A 22,727-nucleotide genomic window follows, 5' to 3' on the forward strand; every position below is an offset into this window, starting at 1 on the left:
TAACTTATGAAACAATCACCCTGAATTACTTGCTTATTAGGCCTGATAAATGACTGCATATAATGACAACGCCACATCTAACAGCGACAATCAAGGCTCTGCCCAAACATCAGACAATCAAGAATCTAGTAACCGAGAGTCTGATAATCAAACTACAAAAGTAACGGTCAATAATGCGCCTGATGCTAACCCTGCAACGTTATGGCTCATCGATGACGATGCAGCCCTGCGTTTGGTATTGGCAGATACTTTTGAAGATGCCGGATTGACGGTTATCAGCTTTACCCAAGCGCAAGCGGCGTGGACACGCCTCAACGATATTTTGCAACATCAGGAATCAGTCGCTCAGTTGCCCGATGTGATATTGACCGATATTCGTATGCCCATGATGGATGGTTTGTCTTTTAGTGATTGGGTACATGAGCATTTCCCTAAGCTGCCCATTGTCATTATGACGGCGCATTCCGACCTCACCTCTGCTATTAATAGCTATCAAACAGGTGCTTTTGAATATCTGCCAAAACCTTTTGACTTAGATGATGCAGTCGTCACGATTTATAAAGCCATTAATTATCAGCCCGATATGCTGGCAGCGGCGGCAGCAAACTCTGCTCCGAAGACCATTACCAAAAATTCATCAGATACTTTACCAAATATCAAGGTAAAACCTGATACCAGATCCAAGCTTGCTAGCAAGGCTACTCTGATCAGCCAAACCAATAAAACATCCAGCCCTAAAATTAAAGTTAAACCTGCCATCAGCGCTAATGACAATCCGAGCGGCATCATTGGGCAATCACAAGCGATGCAGACGGTGTTTCGTGCCATTGGGCGCTTAGCGCACTCACCCATTACCGTCTTGATTACTGGTGAATCAGGTACGGGTAAAGAGTTGGTCGCCAGTGCGTTGCACCAGCATTCACCGCGTCACCAGCAACCTTTTATTGCCCTCAATATGGCCGCCATTCCACATGATTTAATTGAATCTGAATTATTCGGTCACGAAAAAGGGGCGTTTACTGGTGCGACGACGACGCGACAAGGGCGTTTTGAGCAAGCGGATGGTGGGACATTATTTCTAGATGAAATTGGTGATATGCCTTATAGCACCCAAACTCGGCTGCTACGAGTACTGGCCAATGGTGAGTTTTTTCGCGTCGGTGGACAGCAGCCGGTCAAAGTGAATGTACGCATCATTGCCGCTACTCATCAAAACTTAGAAGAACTGGTCAAACAAGGCAAATTCCGTGAAGATCTGTTTTATCGCCTCAATGTAATTCGCTTGCCGTTGCCGCCATTACGGACACGACCTGAAGACATTCCAGCATTAGCCCATTACTTTATGCAGCGCGCTGCTGAACAGATGAATAGTGCAGAGAAACAGTTACATCCGACAGCGCTACACATCATGCAGGCTTTTGAGTGGCGTGGCAATGTCCGCCAACTTGAGAATGTCTGCCTTTGGTTGACTGTAATGGCCACAGGCGACACCGTGATGGTGGATGATTTGCCACCAGAGCTACTTGAAAATATCTCGTCTGATTTAGAAGAATATCAAGAGCAAAGTCAGCCTACACAAGCTATGACTCACAATGACCAAATACGCCCTCATTCCCACAGTTCAAGTTGGCAACAAGCATTGGCTGCTTGGGCTGAGCAATCTCTACAAACAGGAGAAACCGATATCTTGCAGACGGCAACCCCTGAGTTTGAACGCGTTTTATTGACGGCAGCGCTCAACCATAGTGGTGGCAAAAAGATCGCTGCTGCCAATTTACTCGGTTGGGGGCGCAATACCCTGACACGTAAATTACAGCAATTAGATATTTCTTCAGTAGAAGGACAAAACAATCGTTATTAAGGGCGCAAATTCATAAATATAAATGCTATTAATATCAATTACTTATAAAACAAAGTGAAAATAAATGATAAATATTTAAAAATAATTGCAAATAGGGGTTGCCAAACGTTTCAAACTCTATATAATAGCCAACCACTGAGACGCACTACCGAATCAGTTAACTGTCTATATTGTGTTTGAGTTTAAACGCTAATAATGATAGAGTAACGGAAAATGGGGCTGTGGCGGAATTGGTAGACGCACCAGATTTAGGTTCTGGCGCCGCAAGGTGTGAGAGTTCGAGTCTCTCCAGCCCCACCATTTTCGGATAGTGATAAAAGTTCTCAAACCTATACTAGACCTGCTTTCGAGCAGGTTTTTTTATGTCTGCAATTTGAGTCTAATCCCACGATGGGATAGATCGTGGGATAGTATAATTTGCAATAATATCCTGAGAGTCTTACTTTACGTGCATTTGGTAGGTTTTTTATAACTTTAGATCTTACTGTGCCGTGGGATAGAAATAGTTTTTTACCTATATTTTCTCAAGTAAATTTTACGAAAAACATCTCACTGAATCTAACAAATAAAACAGCCATACAAACTATAGCTTATATGGCTGCTTCATTATGCTGTGTAGAATAGCTTGCTCTAACTTTAAATTCTGCACTGTAGGTTCTGATCTTCTTGGTATAGTAAACTCAAATTTATACTCTTAGTTTATCAAGTTAGTTGTACGGTTTCTTCAGCATAGCTCTATCTTCTTGGTAGCAGAGTTATACCTATAATTTACAATCTGCCCGTTCACTATCAAGTCAATTGCTGTATTTATCTGCTCTAAAGGCACACTGAACCATTCTCTAGGTTTGCACATATTACCTTGTAAATCTGCAACTTCCACATCGATGCAAACATCTTTAAATACGGTATGTACTAAGTTCTCGAACTTTTGCGTATTCATGTTATAGCATTCATAGCTGGCAACAATCTCTACTGGAGCCATTAAATAAGTAGGCTCATTGGCAGCATTTGCAATACGCTTTTTAACAGGAGTGCGTGAATAGCCTATTTTATATAAATTTGATATGGCTTGGATGCGAGAGTCTTGGCTTTGACTTGATAGAATGTAAATAAAACCAGCCGACTCGTCGTCTTCGTTGAGGCTTTTGATATCAGAGAAATACTCCCCTTTAGGCGAGACAATTTTCCCCTCTTTAGACAGAACTTTAGCAAGCGACCTATAGAGCATATTTGATTCTGTACCGTTCTCAAAAATACATCTTGTACGTCCATCTTTTCTTACGACAATCCCATCTATAACCTGATCTTTTGAGGTTAAGTTAATCTTATCTACATACAGTAAAATGCCATCTAAGATGTAAAAGCTGCCTTCATCAATATTGTAACCAGTTCCTTCAAACTCAATAATCTTACGTTGACCACTGTTTAACTCTTTCTGAACAACAGGAAATAAGTCTTTATATTTATCAAAATCCTTGCATGATTTACGGCGAGCGACAAAGTCAGTCTCGGCACGTTTATCTGCTTTAATATGCTTGATGTTGAAAATACTCTGATCAGAGTCACCGAGTAAGCCAAAATCATCATCATCGAAAATATCTTCAAACGAGGTGATTTCTTTTTCAGCTGGTTCAGGTTCTGGTGCAGCGACTTCATGAGTAAGTGGTAGCAGGTTAAATTCGTCAAAATCGACTAAAGCTAGGCACTGTTCATTGTTATTCTGGATAGACTCTAAACGCTTGAAAAGCATAAGCTCACTAATATTCGCCATGTTATGTTCAGGTAAGCGTTTATTAGTTTTGTAGAAGTCGCTTATCTCTTGGAATTTAGCGACTAAATGCTCATCTGCTGTAGGTGCCCGCGACTTTGCTTTAATCGTCGTAAGCCCTAAATCGTCATCACTATCAATAAATTTTAACCAATCATCTAATTCTATCGATTTTAAAGCTTGCCACTCTTCGTTTTTCATTATGCGGGCACTCTCTTGCGTTTTTGTTGCTTAATATAAATGACACATTCAGCAAGTCTTTTTTCATTGAAATCTGAGCTGTTCAAATCAGGCTCACGACCCTTTTCATGCACAAACTGTTTAACTTTAGGCCATAGCAATTTAGCCTCTTCAAAGTCCATTTGGATACGAGTGGTTTCAATAGATTCTTGGATAAGCTTGAGTACATCTGTTGTAATGGATTTTGATAGAATCTCAAAAGCTTTTTGGAAAGGATTGATTTGATCAATCAAGTCAATATGTAGCTCATCAATATTAATAAACTTGTCTGCCATACGGATGAACTTCTTACCGTCTTGCTCAGTTACTTCTGCTGAGCTTACTGCACTATCTACTATGACTTGCTGTCTGACCTCTTCAACTTCTGCTTCAGTCAGATCGGGATATTTTCGCTGAATTATTTTCGGTATAAGAATTTTATTCACTACTTCAGGATCGACTTTACCTGCCGAAGCTGCAATGACCTTATCATCTTGCAAGATAGCAGCTTTTAAATCAGCCAAATCAGACTCTATAATAGCTTTAGTGCGTTTGGTACTTGGTTCTTTAAAACCACCTATTTTGATTGTGCCCGGTGGCGTAGGTTCGAAGTCACCATCTTTTTTTGTTTTAAATTTAAAATTAGGAGCAAGCACTTGTTCCATTAATAAAGAGCCAGTGATAGCCTTCAACATATTGTTTACAGCAATGGTAACATTCTCGTTTGCAGCATCAGGTTGCGCGATAAGGTTGGTGAATTGGGCATGGCTTTTATTTGCGCTATCTCGAGTACAACGACCAATAATTTGAATGATTTCGGTTAGTGAGCTTCTATATCCAACAGTCAATGCGTGTTCGCACCATTCCCAGTCAAAACCCTCTTTCGCCATACCTAAAGCAATAATGACATCCATATCGTCTACGTGATTCATATTACGTAAATAATTTTGGATAATATCTCGATCGTTTTCTTCTACTAAATCTGCCACCTTAATAACTGTGCCATCAGATCGCGTAACAGGAATAACGCCTGTTATAGGATCTCTCTTACCGGCTTCACCTAATACTTCAAGAATAGCGTCTACTTCGTCATATTTTTCTTTGGTCGACTCACCTGAGTTTACGTTTGGTATATGAATAATGGTTTTTTTACCATAATTTTCTTCTGAATTAAGCACTTCATGAATGACATCAGTATAGCGGCCCTGATAAAAATGATAGCCAATACCAAGCGACTTCAAATAGTTATAACCATTGAGCTGCTCATAATAGTTAAAAGAAACCTTATCAAACTGAGCTTCATCCTCAGGTGTCAGCACAGGGATACTATCGCCACGGAAATACGAGCCTGTCATAGCGACAATATGAGCGTTAGTATTTGCCATGATACTACGCAAAACACCACCTAAGACGTTATCGCCATCGGCCGACACATGATGGAATTCATCGATTGCGAGTAGACAGTCATTAAAAATACTATCTTCTATTTCTTGAAAGGCAAAACGTAGCGTGGCGTGAGTACAAATCAATATCTTGTCATCGCTTGCCATAAAACGCTTAAACGCTTTGACCTTACTACTTTCACCACCAGGAATACAGAGGTTGTTTTCATCCTCAATGGTCCAATCGCAGAAGAAGCCATATTTACTGAGTTCGGTTGAACTGAATGAACCACCAATAGAACGCTCTGGAACCGCTACAATGGCTTTTTTGATACCTTGATTATGTAGCTTATCCAATGCCAAGAACATGAGAGCGCGTGACTTACCTGATGCAGGTGGTGCTTTTAGTAATAGGTACTGACTATTTCTAGCGGCATAGGCACGAGCTTGCATTGCTCTCATACCCATGGAGTTTTCGTTTGAGCTAGCACCTGTTTGATCGTATTCGAAGTACATTAAATTAGGCATTTTCATTTCCTATCATTTTTTTGTATAAGGAAAATAATAAATTGAGCTTTTCTTCTTCTGAATTTAACAATTTGGTTGAATAAAGTAGTTCGACCTTTTTATCTAATGTCTCATGAGCTTCTCTTAAAGAATCAGGCATAGAGTCTGAATATAATTTAGAAATACTCATATCACTATAAGCTTCTCTTTCCAGCAAAATGTTAAGAGCGGCAGATCGAACTTGATCTTTTTGCTTTTCAGTCACCTCAGGAACGGGGAAAGTGTTGTAACATATTTTAGAAGAGTATCTAATACCGTTTCCAAACTTCCCAGATACGGCAGTAGTCCAGATTAAGTGAATTTTCGAAGAAAGTAAGCCCATAAAAAATAAATCTTCAGATGAAACTACGTTCAGTAAGTCACTAGCTAAATCTTCTTTTTTCAACAACCCTACTGGTAAGTAGTCTTTTACAGATGAAGATACTTTAGGGATAATCAAAAAATTGGTACTTGGAAAGTTCTCAACATGAAATCTTTTAGGGGTATTAGCAAGTTTTATTGTTGGGTTACTGGTACTTTTAAGCCTAAAAGCTTTAACTTTTTCGACAACTTTAGCCACTTCAGGAAGTCTTGATACTTCCTCATCACTAACCTGTTGTAGGCTTAAGCACCATCTAGAAACACCAGAATTAAATTCTTGGGCCCCAAACCATTTTTTAAAATATGGTTCTGCCTCAGGTTCTATTTTAAGGAAATTATTCTTCTCATCATTAGTAAATAAAAAACCACCTCCATCTACAGGTTTGTTACCTATACCCATTTTGGGAAGGTTTGACAAAGGTTTACTTCTAGGACTTACAGCCGTGATATCTGTACTAGTTAAATAAGGATTTATATGTGTAACGGAGTTCCAATAATTTTCTAATAAGATCTTTTTGTTTGAATTCTTATTTTTAGAGCCTAAACCAACAATTACACAGTATACCCCAGCTTGTTTTTTTGCATTATTCGTCCATTTAAAAGCAGGAACAGCAAGAATTATATCTACATTTTTTCTTAATATGCCATTCCACATAAAGCTCACCTGCTCACCCTGACAAATTGAGCTGGTAGATACAAAGGCTAGCTTCTGAGGACCAAAAATGTAATTAGCTCCCTTTAAAAACCAACCAGCAATATAATCCAAGCTACCTATATTGAAACAACTTTCATTAAAAAATGTATGTTTCATATCTTCCTTTTGTTCGGGAGACTGCTTTCTGGCTCCAATATATGGTGGATTGCCTATTATGTAAATCTCTTCTCCGTTATTAGGACAAACTGACAACCAATTTAACCTCAAAGCATTACCAGCGAAAATATTGCCACCACTTTGTAAAGGTAATGTTGGTTCACAATCTCCAAACTCGGCTTTAAATTCTACATTCATCTGGTGTTCAGCCAACCAAAGAGACAAAATAGCAACCTCATGGGCAAAATCATCAAGCTCTATACCATAGAATTGAGAAAGCCTAATTTGTGAAAATGATGAATCTAGACTAATTTCGTCAAAGAAATCATCTTGCTGACCGTCCTTTACTCGCTCTTGACGTAGCTTAATGACTTCCATTTCAAGTTTTCTAAGCTCTTTAAAGGCAATAATAAGGAAGTTACCTGAACCACAAGCTGGGTCGAATATTTTGATATTAGCGATGCGATCATGAAGCTTTCTTAAACGGCTAGGTTTTAATTTTGGATCAATGTTTTCTACAATATTCTCTAGCTCTGCATACAAATCATCCAAGAATAGCGGTTCAATGACCTTCATGATATTGATGACAGAGGTATAATGCATCCCCATACCGCCACGCTGATCAGGATGCACAACGGCTTGAATCATAGAGCCAAAGATATCAGGGTTGATACCTGACCAATCTAGCTCACTGCCACACTCGATGAGCATTCTACGAGACTTAGTGGAGAACTTCGGTGAAGCGATAGGGTCAGCAAATAGGCCACCGTTAACGTATTCAAATTTGGCCAAATAATCTGGCAAATCGTGACGATTTTCTTTGCTAGTATTTAAAACCTCAAATAAACGGTTGAGGTAACTGTCTACATCAGAGCCATCTGCTTTGGTATGAGACTCAAGCTCAGCACTGAATTGGTTATCTGTGAATATGCCTGTGTCTTCTGCAAAGAAACAAAAGAGTAAACGAGTTAGAAATACGTTCAGACTATGAAGTGCGGCAGTATCATTCTTATTTTCTTCACTGAAATTATCTGCTTTAATCAAATCAAACAGCTTAGCCATTTTTTCAGCTGCTTTTACATCAGCTGGATTATCGCCTTGATATACCGCTTTTTCCATACCTGCCCAAGGTAAGAAAAAGTCAAAATGTTTACCAAGCTCACTAAATTCAATATCAAGTGTGTCATTAGTACGCGTATCTACCGCTACAAACTGATCAAAATCTGTTGCGATAATAAAGCGTATCTTCTCTCGTGTGACAGAAGGCTCTTTCTTCATGTCATCGATATCTGAGAACACTTTATTGCTATCACTATGCTTAAAGTAAATATGGCGCTTGGCCCTAACCTCCCCTGCGACCTTAGCTAGATTACGTTCACCGGATTTGATACGGCTTACTGTCGTCTTTCTATGCCCATAAGCTGCCATCAACTCGTATATGAACTGATCCTTTTCGACTGAGTTATTGATGACATCTAAAGCTAACTTTTTAACGATTTCTTCTATTTGGGTTACGTTCACTTTGTTTCCTTAAGCTGCTCTAAGTTAGCCGCAATATTCACTAATACTAATTTATGATTCTCAATAGATATTTTTCTATCCACGATAGTTGTGATTATTCTTATAAGCAGAATAGCTATTGTCGTCTAACAGCGAATCCTGTTCTCCATGATTAGTAGCAGCATCAAATGACGGCTGTTGATTGTTTATAGCATTACTGTCTTCCACTGTGACACCTTGATTTGTAGCCTCTTGATTATTTCCTTTTGTATTAGCCACAAACAGACCTATTTCTTCACCCAAGCCCATATCACCACCCAAACTTTCAATCATACTTTTAAATAAATGCTTATCAGATGCTCTTGTGAGAAAGTCCGGAAAATTCATCGCAAAATAATCCTGAATCATCTTTTCATCATCACCTTCACTTGCCAATATTTGACCTAAAAATGCTCCCATTAAAATTTTCTGCTTGTTCAGTCGTTTATCCAACTTTACTTGCTGAACCTTAGCTTGGCGTTTTAACTCCTCTAAACGTTGGTGCTCTTTTAAACCATGAGCATTTTGATTATCAAAAATAGACACAGATAATTTTTTATTAAAGTCTGACATAACATTTGCTCTCTATAGTAATACTTTTCCTAACCATAGCAAGGGATAAGTAATGGTTCAATATTTCATGATAGTCGTTAACATAAAACGATCCAAACTCTAAGTCATTCTATTTTAGTATGGAATGGTTGTGTCTCCCTGACTAAGGGCGAAGCAACGACTCTAAAATTACTATTTCCCACTTCGTGGTCATAGCAATTTTAGAATCGTTCTTCGTTGGGGAAACCCCAAACCCCATACCGCACGAAATGATGTGCGGCAAAAAAACCAAACGACGAGGCGGTCATTATGACCATAGTGCATTTTGATACTAAGGCAATTTCTCGAAAAGCAGGACAGTCAGCGGTAGCTTGTGCCGCCTATCGTGCTGGGGATGTTTTGGATGATGTGAGATATGGTAAAACGCACGACTATTCAAAAAAGCGTGGGGTGATGAGTAGTGACATCGTTCTACCATTTGCACTAAAGGCGCTTGGGGTGAGTGTGGATAGAGAAACACTTTGGAATTTAGCGGAGGCCGCAGAGAATCGATCGGACAGTCGGGTGGCGCGTGAGTGGCTGATTAATTTGCCCTATGAGTTGTCTGAGGAAGAACGCCATACGCTAGCAATAGAGTTCGCTCAAAAGCTTGTTGATGATATGGATGTGATTGCCGATGTGTGTATTCATCGTCCGGTGATGAAGTTGCCGTTTGATCCTGAGGCGAAGCCAAGCTCGAAGCGCTTGCGTGAGGGAGAGCAAAATCCTGATCCGCGCAATTTTCATGCGCATATTTTAGTGACCACTCGAGCGCCTATTGCTGGTCCTAATAAAACCTTGGCATTTGATCCAAAGCTCAAAATCCCTTTTGAGTGGTCGAATAAAAAACGCTTGGCACATGATCTGCCCTCATCAATGAAAGAAATTAAGCGCATGCGGCAGATCTGGGTAGATACCGCTAATGTGGTGTTGGCAAAGAAGCAGTTGCCTCTAATGGATGCTCGCAGTTATAAAGATCAGGGACGAGATCAGCAGCCCACCATCAAAATGGGCGTTGCAGCAACCGCCATGGAGCGCCGAGGTATTACGACGGAGAAGGGCGATATCAATCGGGAAATCATCGCACGTAATCAGGCCGTTACCGAACAAACCAGTCAACAAGGAGTAGAACATGATCGCCGAGTTAGAGCACTTAGAAAAGGACTTGCTTGGACAACTGAGCACAATGCAAGACTACCTAGCCTCATTGGAGACACAAAACAGCGAGCTGACAGCACGCAACGACGAATTAGCGACACAACATCAGGAATTGCTTGGGCAACTGAGCGCTGCCAAAAAATACCAAACGGCATTGACACAGTTAATAACAGAATCAAATCAGCAGACGACGGCATTAACTGGGCAACTGACCACACTGAAAGCCTCCCAGAGCTCATTAAAGACACAGCACAGCTTATTACAAACACAAAACCAAACCTTGAATGGACAGCTGAACGAACTGAGGAATTACATACTAGACGTGATGACACGCAACAAAGAATTGACAAAGCAGCACAACGAATTGATGACTCAAAACGGTGGGTTACTCAAAACTCAGAAAGAGTTCAAGCTAGCAAATCAATCACTGACGGAATCAATAGCGGCCTTACAGAGCGAGCAAGACCAGCCCCCAGCCCCTTTGATGACGACTACCAACGAGCCTTTTATGAGCGAAAAAGACGAGTTGATCGAGCGATTAGAGAAACAGATAGAAAGCTTGACGAATCGAGGGTCGGAGATGTTCAAAGAAGTAATGATGTTGAAGATGCAGTTAAGACACTAACTTATAGATTGCTGGATCGCCGTAAAGAGGGGCTTTTTGATAATAGAAAACTAATTATGCTTGATGACTTTGCGAAAAAATTAGGGATCAATGAAAATCAAAGTTTAGATTTTAAACAAAATGTAAGGCTTGCTACTGACAAGATCAATACTGTCGAAGTATTAGAGAACAATCCTCACGTATTTCGCTTATTAAACTTCCCTTCACAAGAAAGAGAGCATTACCAAACTGTCACAGCAGATTTTGATAGGTTTATTGCTCATGTAGACAAACAGAGGGCTGAGCTAAGACAAAAATATCAATCAAAACTAGGTAGAAACGATACGAGCAGAGTAACCGCAGAGATTTTAACAGTAGAACCTTATCTAGCTGCATTGACCAAATATGCAAACAATAGTGAAAAAACAGATGAGAGCAGAGCTTTAGCGGAACAACATATAAATAAGACGATCAGATTGACTGCTAAGAAATATGAGATCGCTTACAAAGGATTAAATACATTAGATAGAAACGAGAGCGTCCAGAAGCATATCAGAGAGCTTGGAGTCAGTCTGAATAATCTTACTACTGATTACTCAAATAAGCTAACTGAAAGTGATTTAAGAAGTATTAATGAGGGCTTAAAAGCCATTGATACAGGAATAGAGATTAGTAATACAAGTCAAAGAATAGTTACTCAGAATCTAGGGCCTTCAATCAGTATTTAACCTTGGTCAATCATGCCGTACCAAAAAGGTTCTTACCCACATGAACGTAATTATCCATCTAGGGTTGTTTATAAACCTAAAGATGAAGCTTGAAAGTTAGTTATTAAAAAATATACCTGTTCTGTTATTTCGGTCTACCGTAGTAGTAAAGCCGAAATGTTCCGCAATTCTTTTTGAAAGATGACCAATTTCTAATATTTCATCAAACTCTAATTGCTTGTTAGATAATTTAGATAAAATATCTTCATAAATACTATCTAACTCTAGGAAGTAGCTTAAAAACCAGCTGTTTTTCAGACTCTCATATAACTTTGTTTTTTCGGGTTTAAGTTCATTGTTGAACATCCAGCCTATATAGTAGCTAGAGAATTTGATTAAGTTTCCTATATTCTTATAGACGCTTATGAGTAAGTCTACAGGCTCAAGTCTCATGAGCTTGAAACTTTCAAGATCATCTACAATACCTTCTACTTTACTCTCAACTATATCTCTAAAGCTCTGTTCAGAACATTGGCCTATATGAGCGCTAAAAAAACATGCTGAAAACTCTGACCAACCTACTATAGATATATCAAAAACAAATGCTGAATAATGGCTTTTATATTCTTCTATTTTAGGAATGTCGCCCATAACTTCGTGAAACAAGTCATCCCCATGTATATGAGCACATTCATGCGCAATAACCTGAAGCATGAAAGCTACTTGCCCCCCATCTTTAGCAGCCTCTTCAACTAATAAAGGTACTATTGAAACATCTTTAAGAACAATATAACTTTCTAAGCCACCTTCTATGATATTAGTTATTGTTAAGGCACATCCAATTACCTCACCGTTGGATACTTGTCTACTACTATCGATCAGATCAATAGCTTTCCGATAGCCTTCATCACCAACTGCAATAGAAATACCTTTCAAACTCTTAATATTGAGCGTTCTACCAACTTCTTCAAATATCATTCGTAGTGATGCACAAATATCATCGCTTTTATCGTCGTCAATATTAACGCAGGTTATTGGAATATCATGATTGAAGGTAGAGGGATGATCATATGTATACGAATTTTCCGACATAAAAACCCTCCAGTTGATATTTTTATAGTACATGTGTCATCAAACAGCTAACGCAAGATGGCTATTCAAGGGTAACTTTTTAGAACTTCTGACCATTATATTTGGCGACCGTCACTTCCCAAAGCTGACTTTCATCATCAAGTTCATCAGATGACTCGTTTACATCAAATAAAGGACGTAGCTGTGCATAACTGATTCTCCCTTCACCTTTATTCACTATAGTCAGTAAATACTCACCCTCGTACTGTTTGACTAAACTTGCTTGAACATCATTCCCAATGAAAGTGGCATTTGGGTTGTTTTCAACGGCATATGCATCTGCAGTACGGACGCCATTACTGACAGCATATTGCCAACTTTCACCAGTTGCAGCTAACGGTTCATCAGATACACTACTGGCTGTATCATCAACTTTTGATTTGCATTGCCCCATTTTCATGAACAATGTAATCACCTTATGACAGTCCAGCTTCTGCAGCAATCTCATCCATATCAATTACTTGAGGCTCAGGCTCGCTACAGCCAATACTTGTTAACACTATACATGAGAAAGCTACTACAACTATTTTTTTAAACACTTACTAATCCTTTATTACTAATATCGACAGTATATTTCTAGCTATCTCAATAATAAATCTATCACTAAGTGGTCATATTCATATCAACAATGGCATCTCGTAAACAGATTCACGAATGCCATTATCTAAAATAATCCAAGCTACATTATTCAAAACATCAGATTAACTTAGCTTTGATGCCTATTTTTCCCTCGTCCAAGTTTCAACCACCATGCTGGTACGTATCCCTGAGCTTGATCACGTGACCATAGCGCGGTTAATATCCCTAAGCCTATGAGAGACACAAGGGCAAAAGTACTCTCTGAAATCATACCTAAAAAATATAAAGTAGACATAGTGATAACTATGAAACTATATGTGAGCCAACCTCTCACGCCGTACTCAATAAAAGCACAGGACGTATCTATGAAACCTTCTAACTTACTCATCACTATTTCTCACTTTAAGCCGACTCTTATAGTTGAAACAATAGCACTGTGTTACGTTTTTATCAATACAAATCCATAGATGTTAAATCGTTTCTGCTACATAAAAAAACCAGTCTTAATGGACTGGTTTTTTTATTATTATTCAGAAGGGGTATCATTGGATCTATTTTTGAACATTGCCTCAAATATACTGCTAGGAAAATAACCTAATATAAATATACAAGCTAAAACTAGCATTACGAAAGATAGCACTACTCCACCCCAAAAAAAGCCATTAATAAACAAGTAAACAGAAACAATTATCAGTAAAAGTATAAAGCCTGAAACAATATAAAGTTTTGACTGATTGAAAAACGTTTGTTCTTTACTGATATCAATATTTCTTTCATTGCTCTTCATATGCTCAGTATGTTGTGACTCAACCATTTTATGAGTAAAGCTTTGTTCTCTTTCTCCCATAGCTAGTATTCTATCAATAGCACCAGGGTAAGCCTTTTCAAGCGCTGCCATTTCCTTAGCAGGCATAATGGGATTATTAAAATTAAACTGGGCATTTTGAATAGCATTCTGCATTGTTGCTTGAGTTAAAGCATCAGGATTTTCATCAGTAAAAGATACGTCAACCTGACTATCAGGAGAATAATCAGGTTGGTTAGTAATAGTAGATTCTGTTGCATCTAGAGCCTGTTCATCAGGCTTCTCGTTTTTATCCATAGGAGCTTTCTAACTCTTTTTTATATGCTTCAACTGAGCGATTAAGTTGACGAGCTACATTTTCGAGGTGTTGCTTACTACCAGGTACATAATCACTAGATTGTACTCTTAGATAGTTAGGTGTAATCCAACTACCAGCCACACCATCCTGTATACCGAACGCTTCTAAACTTCTTGATTGCGTAAGGTGACGATTGTTTTTGGTATAAGTTTTCATGTTTATCTCTCTCTTTCTACATATACAAATGCTTTTAAGCATTACCTCAACTAGAAGCAACACTTAACTTAGCTTTTTAACTATATGTTATATAAACGATCTTTCAGAAATGAGGATCGTTTATAGTCAAAGTGTAGCACACTGCTACATCTCAAATCTATCTAGATATTTTTTTAAATATACTATCAATCTTACCTACTCATACATCTGAAATGAATACTTAGTGAAATATCACATCAAGCTATCTATGAATACACTCATTTAACTCTATTGATTAACCCTAGTCCGATATTGGCTAATGTTTTGTAGTCATAATCATTATTTACCTCCGCACCAGCTTGGATGAATGCTTCTTCAGCATGATACATAGCTACCAATAAAGCATCAGAAGGGTTCTCTATATCCATAATTTCAGGTAAGTAGATCAAACGTCGAGCATAGCGTGTTGGCGTATCGATATCATTAACTATGGCATCATTCGCTAACGTCTCTAATCTTATACCCAAAAGTACATACATCACATCAAACCCTATATTCCAGAGCTTGAAGGCTAATGATGATGGCATATCTCGCTTGCCTGTTTCATAATTTTTATAGGTATTTTGATGAACACCTAACTGGTTGTAAACATCAACTGCTTTCAAATTTAAACGTTCACGTTCTAATTCCAATCGCTTACCCATATCTTCAGGATTCATCTAACCCCCTCAAAAATACACTTTCATGTAAATAAATTATTGACATACACTCAAATGTAAGTATTATAATACACTCAAACGAGTGAAACATTTTAGAACAATACATTTTATCATAATAGGATACCACCAAAATGAAAGTGAGCACATTACAAGCTACGAACAAAGGACAGTTACATAAATCCAATCGTAAAGCCATACCTATTCGACTTCTACCAGAACAACACGCTGAACTTAAAAAAACTGCAGACACTGAGATTCGTTCTATGGGATTTATCGCATTACGTCGATACCAAGCTGGGCTGCAACTAGAGCAGTCAAAGCAACAATAAAACCGAAACCAGAAGAAAACCAAACTATGGATTCAAATGCCAAAAAAACTACGCGACAGTTCAATCAAAATCAATTTTTAGCGCTATGACTATCAGATATTACTGGCTCATTCTCAACACTCACATATAGAGATGACTACTCTAGTCAGACAACTTGCTATAAGCAAGATACATGACATAGTTTTGTACGGACAACCTAGTGTCTTGACACTGCCATCACAAAACACAGTTGAGATAACAGTGTCGTTTTTGGGCGATGAGGGAAGTACCGGTCAGTACTTCAGAAATCATCAGCCCTGTCTAACAATATTTATATTCATCCCACCCCTGTAGAGCAGCGCTCATCAGATCAGTAGTTTCATCACTGCTAGACATGCAAACAGTCAGTCCAGCGAAGGCATAGACCGAACCAGTTCACCAAACCAGACGAGCAATATTATGCAAACCATGCAAGATGATACCCGTAGTGAGCTAATCACTCGCCTCGTACAAGATTATGGTCTTAAATTCTCAAGCGACCGTCAGTTTTTGCGTTATGGCCGCTGCCCGTCATGCGGCAAAAAAGAGCTGTACACCGGCGCCAACGCGCCGTGGACGATCCAGTGTGGCCGCGCCAACAAATGCAGCTATCAAGCCTCTACCCGCGATATTTACCCAGATATTTTTGCCAACTGGACTGAGCGCAATCCGCCCACACCTACCAATCCCCATGCTACAGCTGATGCTTACTTGCAGTCTGGGCGCGGCTTTGATGTCGTCAAGTGGCAAGGCAGTTACAGCCAAGAAGTCTATAAAGACTATCAATCAGGCTTCACCTGCCCCACCGTGCGCTTTAACCTTACCAGCAATGGTCAAACCATCGGCTATTGGGAACGCTTGATAGAGCCAGCACAAGGTATTGCTAAAGCAAAAGTACAGACTGGCTTTAAATTCAAAGGTCACGCATGGCTACCGCCAAAGCTACATCTAAGACAAGGGGTCTGGTCATATGTCAAAGAATTGTGGATAGTTGAGGGCATCTTTGATGCCATGGCGCTGACTGAGAACGGTCTGCACGCGATCAGTAACATCACCGCTGGCAACTTCCCAGCGCACACCCTAGCACAAATCAAAGCGCGCATGGACGGGCTTGGCAAGCCACTGCCAAAGCTTATCATCGCATTAGATAGCGACACCGCCGGACGCAAAGCCACGGATAAGTTAGTAGCGCAAGCACGCCAAAATGGTTGGGACGTTGCCGCCGCGCAGTCGAGTGAGTACAGCGATGGCGCGGACTGGAACGACTTACATAAGGCCGGCAAACTCACCAAATCAGACCTTGAGCGCTACCGCTTTTACGGTGAACTACTGATTGCCGATACGGCGAAAGACAAGGCGCTGCTGACCTATAACCAATATGGCAGCACCAGCTTTTATATGTTTTTTGATAGCTGCACGTACTGGGTAAAAGTCGATATTGAAACTTTTGACAGATCTAAAGTATTGAATGAGTCGAACGAACCAACCCAAGATTTATTTAATACCGAAGAAGAACTCAAAGAAGCGCATCAACTATGGCATGACGATCTGATGCAGTCCTGCATGAGTGTCACTCAGATCATGAACTGCCAACCGCAAGCGCTCTATTATCAGCAAAACTTAGTCACTGATGAATCGTGGTACTTCTTCCGTATCCGCACCCCGCAAGGCGATACCAAAAACACTTTCACAGGTAGCCAGTTATCAGCCGCCGGTGAGTTTAAAAAGCGCCTATTGTCAGTCGCGCCAGGCGTCATCTATCAAGGCAACTCCAAGCAGCTCGATATTATGCTAGGACGCATGATTAACGGTATCAAAACCGTAGAGACCATTGATTTTATAGGCTACAGCAAAGACCACCAGACCTATATTTTCAATGATACCGCCATCCGCCATGGCGTGACTTATGCACTCAACAAAGATGACTATTTTGACCTGCCAAATAACAAAAGCCTCAAAACGTTGGCGGCCAGTCCAAACATCAACATCGCAGCGCATCCCAGTCAGCCGGTCAATTGGATAGCAGACATCATCAGCGGTTGGGGCGTGCAAGGGGTAATCAGTCTAGTGGGCTTTATGGGCAGTCTGTTTGCCCAGCAAATCCGTGATCGTCAAAAGTCATTCCCTTTTTTAGAGATTGTCGGCGAACCTGGGACGGGTAAATCGACACTGCTTAGCTTTTTTTGGCGCCTTATCGGCCGTGACTCTTATGAGGGTATCGACCCCAACAAAACCACTAAAGCTGGCCGTATGCGCTCACTCTCGCAGGCATCAAACATGCCATCCGTCTTGATCGAGTCCGACCGTGACGGCGCAGGGACAGGCCGCAATTCTCAATTCAACTGGGACGAATTAAAAAACCTATACGACGGCGGCACCATTGGCACACGCGGCGTCAAATCCGCAGGCAACGAAGTCTATGAACCACCCTTTCGCGGCACGATTGTCATCAGTCAAAATCTACCCGTGGTCGCCTCCAAGGCCATACTAAGCCGTATCTGTCATCTATTTTTTACCGTTGAGCGTCAGACCCGCGATAGCGAGGCGGCGGCGCGTCGCATCGAAGCGCTACAGTCTGAGGATGTCAGCCATTTTTTGGTTAATGTGTTAAAGATGGAAGACAAGTTTTTACAGACCTTTTTTGATACCAAAATGACACATGAGAACTGGCTAAAAGACAGCGGTGTCAAGGCGTTTCGTGTCGCCCATTGTCACGCGCAGCTGCTTGCCTTGTTTGACGCAATGAAGCTGTTACTGCCGGATTTGGTGAGATTGGACGGCGCATTCAAGCAAGCCATATTTGAAATGGCAACAGAACGTGATCAGACGCTAAACACTGAGCATCCGCTGAATATTCAGTTCTTTGATGTACTCGAACGATTGAATGCGGCACCCAACGCAATCGAAGGTGCAGCGCATCATATCCGCCGTTTGCACATCAATCACAGCAAAAACCCAGATCTATTGGCAATCAGCATGTCAGAAATCTATCAGCTTGCGAATGAGTACCGCTATGACCTACCGCCACAATCCGACATGCATCACGCGCTGCGCCAGTCTAGACAGTTCAAGTTTGTGGCAGCAAACAAGACGGTAGCGTCTCAAATAACAGGCCGTAGCATTCGTTGCTGGGTGTTTGAAATGCCTAAAAACCTAAGCCTCACTTAATCAAAAAGGAACCCAAACCATGAATCTATTACTAGCAGGACTACAGACTGAAGAAGAGTATGCGCGTGAGCGAGCTGCTAAAAGCAAACAGCATAAAGAAGCGCTTACCAAGGTATTAAAAATGGCATTGGATGATTGCGGTGGCAGTCGTGTCTGTCGTGATTTTCTATTGTCGTTATATAACGGTCACGCTTACCCATTCAATATGAACGGCTTACGCAATCTAGATGGCGGATTATATGCGGCTTGCATCACGATAATGAATATCGATTGCAGACCGAATCCACCGTTTGAGATTCATAACTGGTTTATCAATGGCGATGAAGTATTTGCAAGACTTAAAGCCAGTCGCGCCGAATCGGATAAAGGAAAATAACTAATGGACTTAAACAAATTAATGCAAATGGCGATAGAACATCAGCAGCAGCAAGAAGCCTCAAAGCTACAGCACAATGCCACTTTTGAACTATTGGCTTTAACCTTTATCTGAACCATTCCACCAGTCCAACGTAAGCACGGATTATCTCTTTCTATGAAAGAATTTATCAATAACGTTGGCTATCTTGGTAACGAACAAGAAGATGTATTCCTTGAGCTGATAAGCAACGCAAAAAACATGATTATTGATATGGCAAGTAAAACAGAGGACAGTCGATGAGCATCTAAACCATGACCGCATGGGTAGAAAATCCCTTGTAAAAGAATATGATAGACATTAGTTTTATCTTACATAACAACAAGCTCTACGGTATAGATACCCCATTTTCAATCATCATTAATAGCAGGCCTATCAAATAATGATTCCACTTAGGCACAAAAAAACAGCCCTCACCATAACGAGGACTGTTTTAACAGATAATTTGAGCCAAAAGCCCCAAACCAAGAACTTTTTAGTGGCTCATTAGTTACCAAACCAGATTTTTATTATAGCGTCGATTTAGCATAAAAGCTAGTTATATTAATACCTTAAGGTTTTCACACATACATTTTTACGCACAGGAGAACACCAAGTGGCCAGTATCGAACCACTCAAGACCAGTATTCGCATTATTTGGTATATGAACGGCGAAAAAGACAGCGAAACACTGCTAAACACATCGCCCACTGCTGCAAACAAAGCCAATGCTCAAAAAATAGCGGATATGGTAGAGCAGCAGATTCAAATGGGCATATTTGACCGTGATGCCGTATTCCCAGCGTCACCAAAGCGACAAGCCTCGTACTTTGGCTACTATATCCCGATTTGGCAAAATGCCGAACAGAGCAAAGTCTCTCCTACGTCATGGGACACATATATTGGTAAAGTGGCCAATCATATAACGCCCTATTGGCAAAGTAAGCAGATCAGTAAGATTAGTGCTGAAGATGTGGAATATTGGGTTTATAAAGTATTGCGAGCTGAGCTATCACCGAAGACAATAGTCGATATACTAGGATTATGGCGCTCGATTTGGAGCTACTGGGCCCGTCATCAAAAGAACCCTAACGATCCTAGCCAGTACATCAAGCTCAACGCCAAAGATCCAAAAGACATCGATCCTTTTACTCGCGCAGAGATAGATACGATTATCGGCACCGAAACTGATGCCATGTTTCGCAACCTTTGGACGGTTATGCTGTGGTCTGGCTTATCCAGTCATGAGCTATTGCCACTGGCCATAGAAGATATCGACTTTGCAGAGTCCACAGCTCATATCAAGCGCGGCTTTGTCAAAGGCATGCATAAAGCGACTAAGAATAGGCGACGCAAACGTCAAATCGAACTACTCCCCATCGTAGCGGAAGCTTCAGCCAAACAGCGCGACTTAGTAGCCGATCATAAGCCGCAAACCATCAAAGTCTTAGAGCGGGACAATCACACCTATGAGCAGCAGCAGCTTACTTGGCTTTGGCTTAACCCTCGCACTGGCAGCCACTATACCTATCCGCAATTAGAGAAGCGCTGGAAACGTCACCTAGACAGCTGCGACATTCCCTATCGCGCTTTGAATAACGGTCGCCATACTTACGCAAGCCAAGTGCTATCGACAGGCATCATCAGCGCTGAGTGGTTAGCCAATCAGCTAGGCCACGTCAACACAGACATGATCCACAAACACTACGGCAAATTCATTCCCAGTGATAGCCGACACATCATCCGCAACCTAGAAAACGCCTTAAACAATAATCACAATCAGCCCTAAATTTAGGGCTTTTTTATTCCTATATTATTAGTTCAGGTAATTAAATACCATATGGGTAGCGATAATAGGTAATTGTAGTAATAGCTCGATAAACAAGGCTTAAGTTATTGATATAATTGTTATTTATAAATACCTTAATATAGTAATAAAAAGTAATAATAATTACATATATTAGATAAGTATATGATATATATAGCTTTCATAGTCTCTTAATAAGTACCTTTTAGCTATGTGTCTGATTACCTAAGAATTACCTCAAAATTACATAAAAAACCTAACGAAATCAATATGATTACATTAATTACCTATTTTGCACACCCCCCCTAATATTTTAAAAACCTCCAAATCTGCTCTTATCACTCACGCTTATGGTTATTACTGCTAATTCGCGCGGGATAAGCATGGGACGGCTCATAACTTAATAAATATCGCACATGCTAGGCAAATCAGCACCTTAGCTGCTATAATAAACACCAGCAGTGAGTAATAGAGGGTTCGAGTCTCTCCAGCCCCACCATTTTCGGATAGTACATCTTAGACCAAATATCAAAGCCTGCTTTTTAGCAGGTTTTTTTGTGTCTGTTCTTTTTGTATTTAGAGTGTGGTGGATTTATATTTTCCGATTTATTTGCGTAGAGCCATTACCTGTCAATACTTTCTAAATCTAAAAGTATCTGCTTCATATTCTGATACCTTCTTTCCACCCGCTTTGCCAATGCTTTATTAATGATACCTTGATAGTGACTATATTCTAACGGTAAGGTTGGAATAGGCTGTTGGCAATGCTGAATCGCCCATGCTTTTAATTTGTCATTACTGTTAGCACTTATCTGAAACGGTCGCTTGCCTGTTAGTATTTCAACCATCATGATGCCAAACGCATAGATATCACTTTGCACTGTTGCACTCTGACTCTTACTCTGACTTTGCCAGCGTTCAGGGGCAAGATACGCAGGTGTACCAGCAGGACTTGCCAAAATTGGGGCGTTAAGACATTCTGCTAAAGCAAAATCGGTTAACAATAAATCAGCCTTGATACAGCTATCATCCGCATGATTTGGTAAAAAATCATCTAGCAAAATATTGCTAGGCTTAATATCATTGTGTAGCCAGCCAGCGCTATGTAGAGTGGCGATAAGGTGCGCAGATTGCACAATAAAATGATGCTTTTTTTGAGTGGTTAATAAAGAGTAATTTCGAATATTAAGCTGAGTTGCTAAGCTACCACTGAGATAATATGGCATGGTAAGTATCGTCAGCTGCGAAAACTGATCTAATACCTTTACCCTTAGAGTTTCATAAGCGAGCATTGGCGGAGCAATAGCAAAAAGACTGTCTTGAAATCTCTTTTGATTGGCTGATAAATTATTGATAGATTTTAGAACACCGATTTCATGGGTTAAGCCCGCCAAATTTTGATTGCTAGCAGCCGTTAACTGCCATTTAATCATCACTCGACCAAATTGTGGATGCTGGGCACGCGCCAAGCCTTGAAAGTCATTCTCATTATAGTTACTTTGCTGGCTGATGCGCTGATGCGAAATCTCGCTATAATTCAAGCTTGAGAATAACGCAGTCAATGTTGGCAACATTTGCTGCGCTTGCATTTGTAATGCTTGTTTTGCACACGCTTTTGCATTAGAGGAATTACTGGCACTATTTTTCATGGTAAAGTGATACCTCTATATAGCTAGTATGCCACACGTCATTTTAATTTTATGAGCGACTGAGTATT

Annotated in this window: 16 protein-coding genes and 1 tRNA gene; 7 read left to right on the forward strand and 10 right to left on the reverse strand. The window is 40.3% G+C overall.

Annotated features, from left to right (window positions below):
- Positions 1 to 49 precede the first annotated feature (49 nt).
- Positions 50 to 1,861, forward strand: coding sequence for a sigma 54-interacting transcriptional regulator (locus JFC08_RS04090; protein WP_198329794.1), 1,812 nt, complete (start codon positions 50 to 52; stop codon positions 1,859 to 1,861).
- Between the two features lie 215 nt (positions 1,862 to 2,076).
- Positions 2,077 to 2,161 (forward strand) — tRNA-Leu (locus tag JFC08_RS04095).
- A 424-nt stretch (positions 2,162 to 2,585) separates the two neighbouring features.
- Here the strand turns inward: JFC08_RS04095 and JFC08_RS04100 are convergent.
- From JFC08_RS04100 to JFC08_RS04115, 4 genes are all read right to left on the reverse strand, one after another.
- Positions 2,586 to 3,830 carry a GIY-YIG nuclease family protein gene (locus JFC08_RS04100; protein WP_227697637.1) on the reverse strand — a complete coding sequence of 415 codons (1,245 nt, stop codon included), beginning with the start codon at positions 3,828 to 3,830 and terminating at the stop codon, positions 2,586 to 2,588.
- Complete coding sequence (locus JFC08_RS04105; protein WP_198329795.1) at positions 3,830 to 5,758, reverse strand: DEAD/DEAH box helicase; 1,929 nt, start codon at positions 5,756 to 5,758, stop codon at positions 3,830 to 3,832. The genes JFC08_RS04100 and JFC08_RS04105 overlap by 1 nt, the downstream gene beginning before the upstream one ends.
- Complete coding sequence (locus tag JFC08_RS04110) at positions 5,751 to 8,489, reverse strand: class I SAM-dependent DNA methyltransferase (protein WP_198329796.1); 2,739 nt, start codon at positions 8,487 to 8,489, stop codon at positions 5,751 to 5,753. The genes JFC08_RS04105 and JFC08_RS04110 overlap by 8 nt, the downstream gene beginning before the upstream one ends.
- Positions 8,490 to 8,564: 75 nt before the next feature.
- On the reverse strand, positions 8,565 to 9,080 hold the full coding sequence (locus JFC08_RS04115) for a hypothetical protein (RefSeq protein ID WP_198329797.1): 516 nt from the start codon (positions 9,078 to 9,080) through the stop codon (positions 8,565 to 8,567).
- A 288-nt stretch (positions 9,081 to 9,368) separates the two neighbouring features.
- Here JFC08_RS04115 and JFC08_RS04120 point away from each other — a divergent pair, with 288 nt between their 5' ends.
- Positions 9,369 to 11,588 carry a MobA/MobL family protein gene (locus JFC08_RS04120; protein ID WP_198329798.1) on the forward strand — a complete coding sequence of 740 codons (2,220 nt, stop codon included), beginning with the start codon at positions 9,369 to 9,371 and terminating at the stop codon, positions 11,586 to 11,588.
- Positions 11,589 to 11,684: 96 nt separating this feature from the next.
- On the opposite strand, the gene JFC08_RS04125 is transcribed toward JFC08_RS04120, so the two are convergent.
- The 5 genes from JFC08_RS04125 to JFC08_RS04145 all read right to left on the reverse strand — a co-directional run bounded on the left by JFC08_RS04125 (position 11,685) and on the right by JFC08_RS04145 (position 15,294).
- Positions 11,685 to 12,659 (reverse strand): hypothetical protein, encoded by a 975-nt coding sequence (locus JFC08_RS04125; protein WP_198329799.1) that lies wholly within the window; start codon positions 12,657 to 12,659, stop codon positions 11,685 to 11,687.
- A gap of 79 nt (positions 12,660 to 12,738) precedes the next feature.
- Complete coding sequence (locus JFC08_RS04130) at positions 12,739 to 13,098, reverse strand: hypothetical protein (protein WP_198329800.1); 360 nt, start codon at positions 13,096 to 13,098, stop codon at positions 12,739 to 12,741.
- A 705-nt stretch (positions 13,099 to 13,803) separates the two neighbouring features.
- The gene (locus JFC08_RS04135) at positions 13,804 to 14,379 is read right to left on the reverse strand and encodes a DUF2335 domain-containing protein (RefSeq protein WP_198329801.1); all 576 of its coding nucleotides are present in this window, start codon (positions 14,377 to 14,379) and stop codon (positions 13,804 to 13,806) included.
- Positions 14,372 to 14,596, reverse strand: a complete 225-nt coding sequence (locus JFC08_RS04140; protein ID WP_198329802.1) for a hypothetical protein — start codon at positions 14,594 to 14,596, stop codon at positions 14,372 to 14,374. Before JFC08_RS04140 ends, JFC08_RS04135 begins: the two co-directional genes overlap by 8 nt.
- 257 nt (positions 14,597 to 14,853) lie before the next feature.
- On the reverse strand, positions 14,854 to 15,294 hold the full coding sequence (locus JFC08_RS04145; protein WP_198329803.1) for a helix-turn-helix transcriptional regulator: 441 nt from the start codon (positions 15,292 to 15,294) through the stop codon (positions 14,854 to 14,856).
- 767 nt (positions 15,295 to 16,061) lie between these two features.
- Between JFC08_RS04145 and JFC08_RS04150 the strand changes: the two genes are divergently transcribed.
- The 4 genes from JFC08_RS04150 (at position 16,062) to JFC08_RS04160 (ending at position 20,992) form a co-directional block, all read left to right on the forward strand.
- Positions 16,062 to 18,809 carry a toprim domain-containing protein gene (locus tag JFC08_RS04150; RefSeq protein ID WP_198329804.1) on the forward strand — a complete coding sequence of 916 codons (2,748 nt, stop codon included), beginning with the start codon at positions 16,062 to 16,064 and terminating at the stop codon, positions 18,807 to 18,809.
- Between the two features lie 19 nt (positions 18,810 to 18,828).
- Complete coding sequence (locus tag JFC08_RS04155; RefSeq protein ID WP_198329805.1) at positions 18,829 to 19,185, forward strand: DUF7673 family protein; 357 nt, start codon at positions 18,829 to 18,831, stop codon at positions 19,183 to 19,185.
- A gap of 156 nt (positions 19,186 to 19,341) precedes the next feature.
- The gene (locus tag JFC08_RS13865) at positions 19,342 to 19,467 is read left to right on the forward strand and encodes a hypothetical protein (protein WP_265091439.1); all 126 of its coding nucleotides are present in this window, start codon (positions 19,342 to 19,344) and stop codon (positions 19,465 to 19,467) included.
- Between the two features lie 352 nt (positions 19,468 to 19,819).
- Complete coding sequence (locus JFC08_RS04160; RefSeq protein ID WP_244656530.1) at positions 19,820 to 20,992, forward strand: Arm DNA-binding domain-containing protein; 1,173 nt, start codon at positions 19,820 to 19,822, stop codon at positions 20,990 to 20,992.
- Positions 20,993 to 21,633: 641 nt separating this feature from the next.
- Here JFC08_RS04160 and JFC08_RS04165 read toward each other — a convergent pair.
- Complete coding sequence (locus JFC08_RS04165) at positions 21,634 to 22,659, reverse strand: protein kinase domain-containing protein (RefSeq protein WP_198329806.1); 1,026 nt, start codon at positions 22,657 to 22,659, stop codon at positions 21,634 to 21,636.
- Positions 22,660 to 22,727: the final 68 nt, after the last annotated feature.

Origin of the sequence: Psychrobacter cibarius, from assembly GCF_016107535.1 — a bacterium.
In the GTDB taxonomy this organism is placed as follows: Bacteria; Pseudomonadota; Gammaproteobacteria; order Pseudomonadales; family Moraxellaceae; genus Psychrobacter; species Psychrobacter cibarius.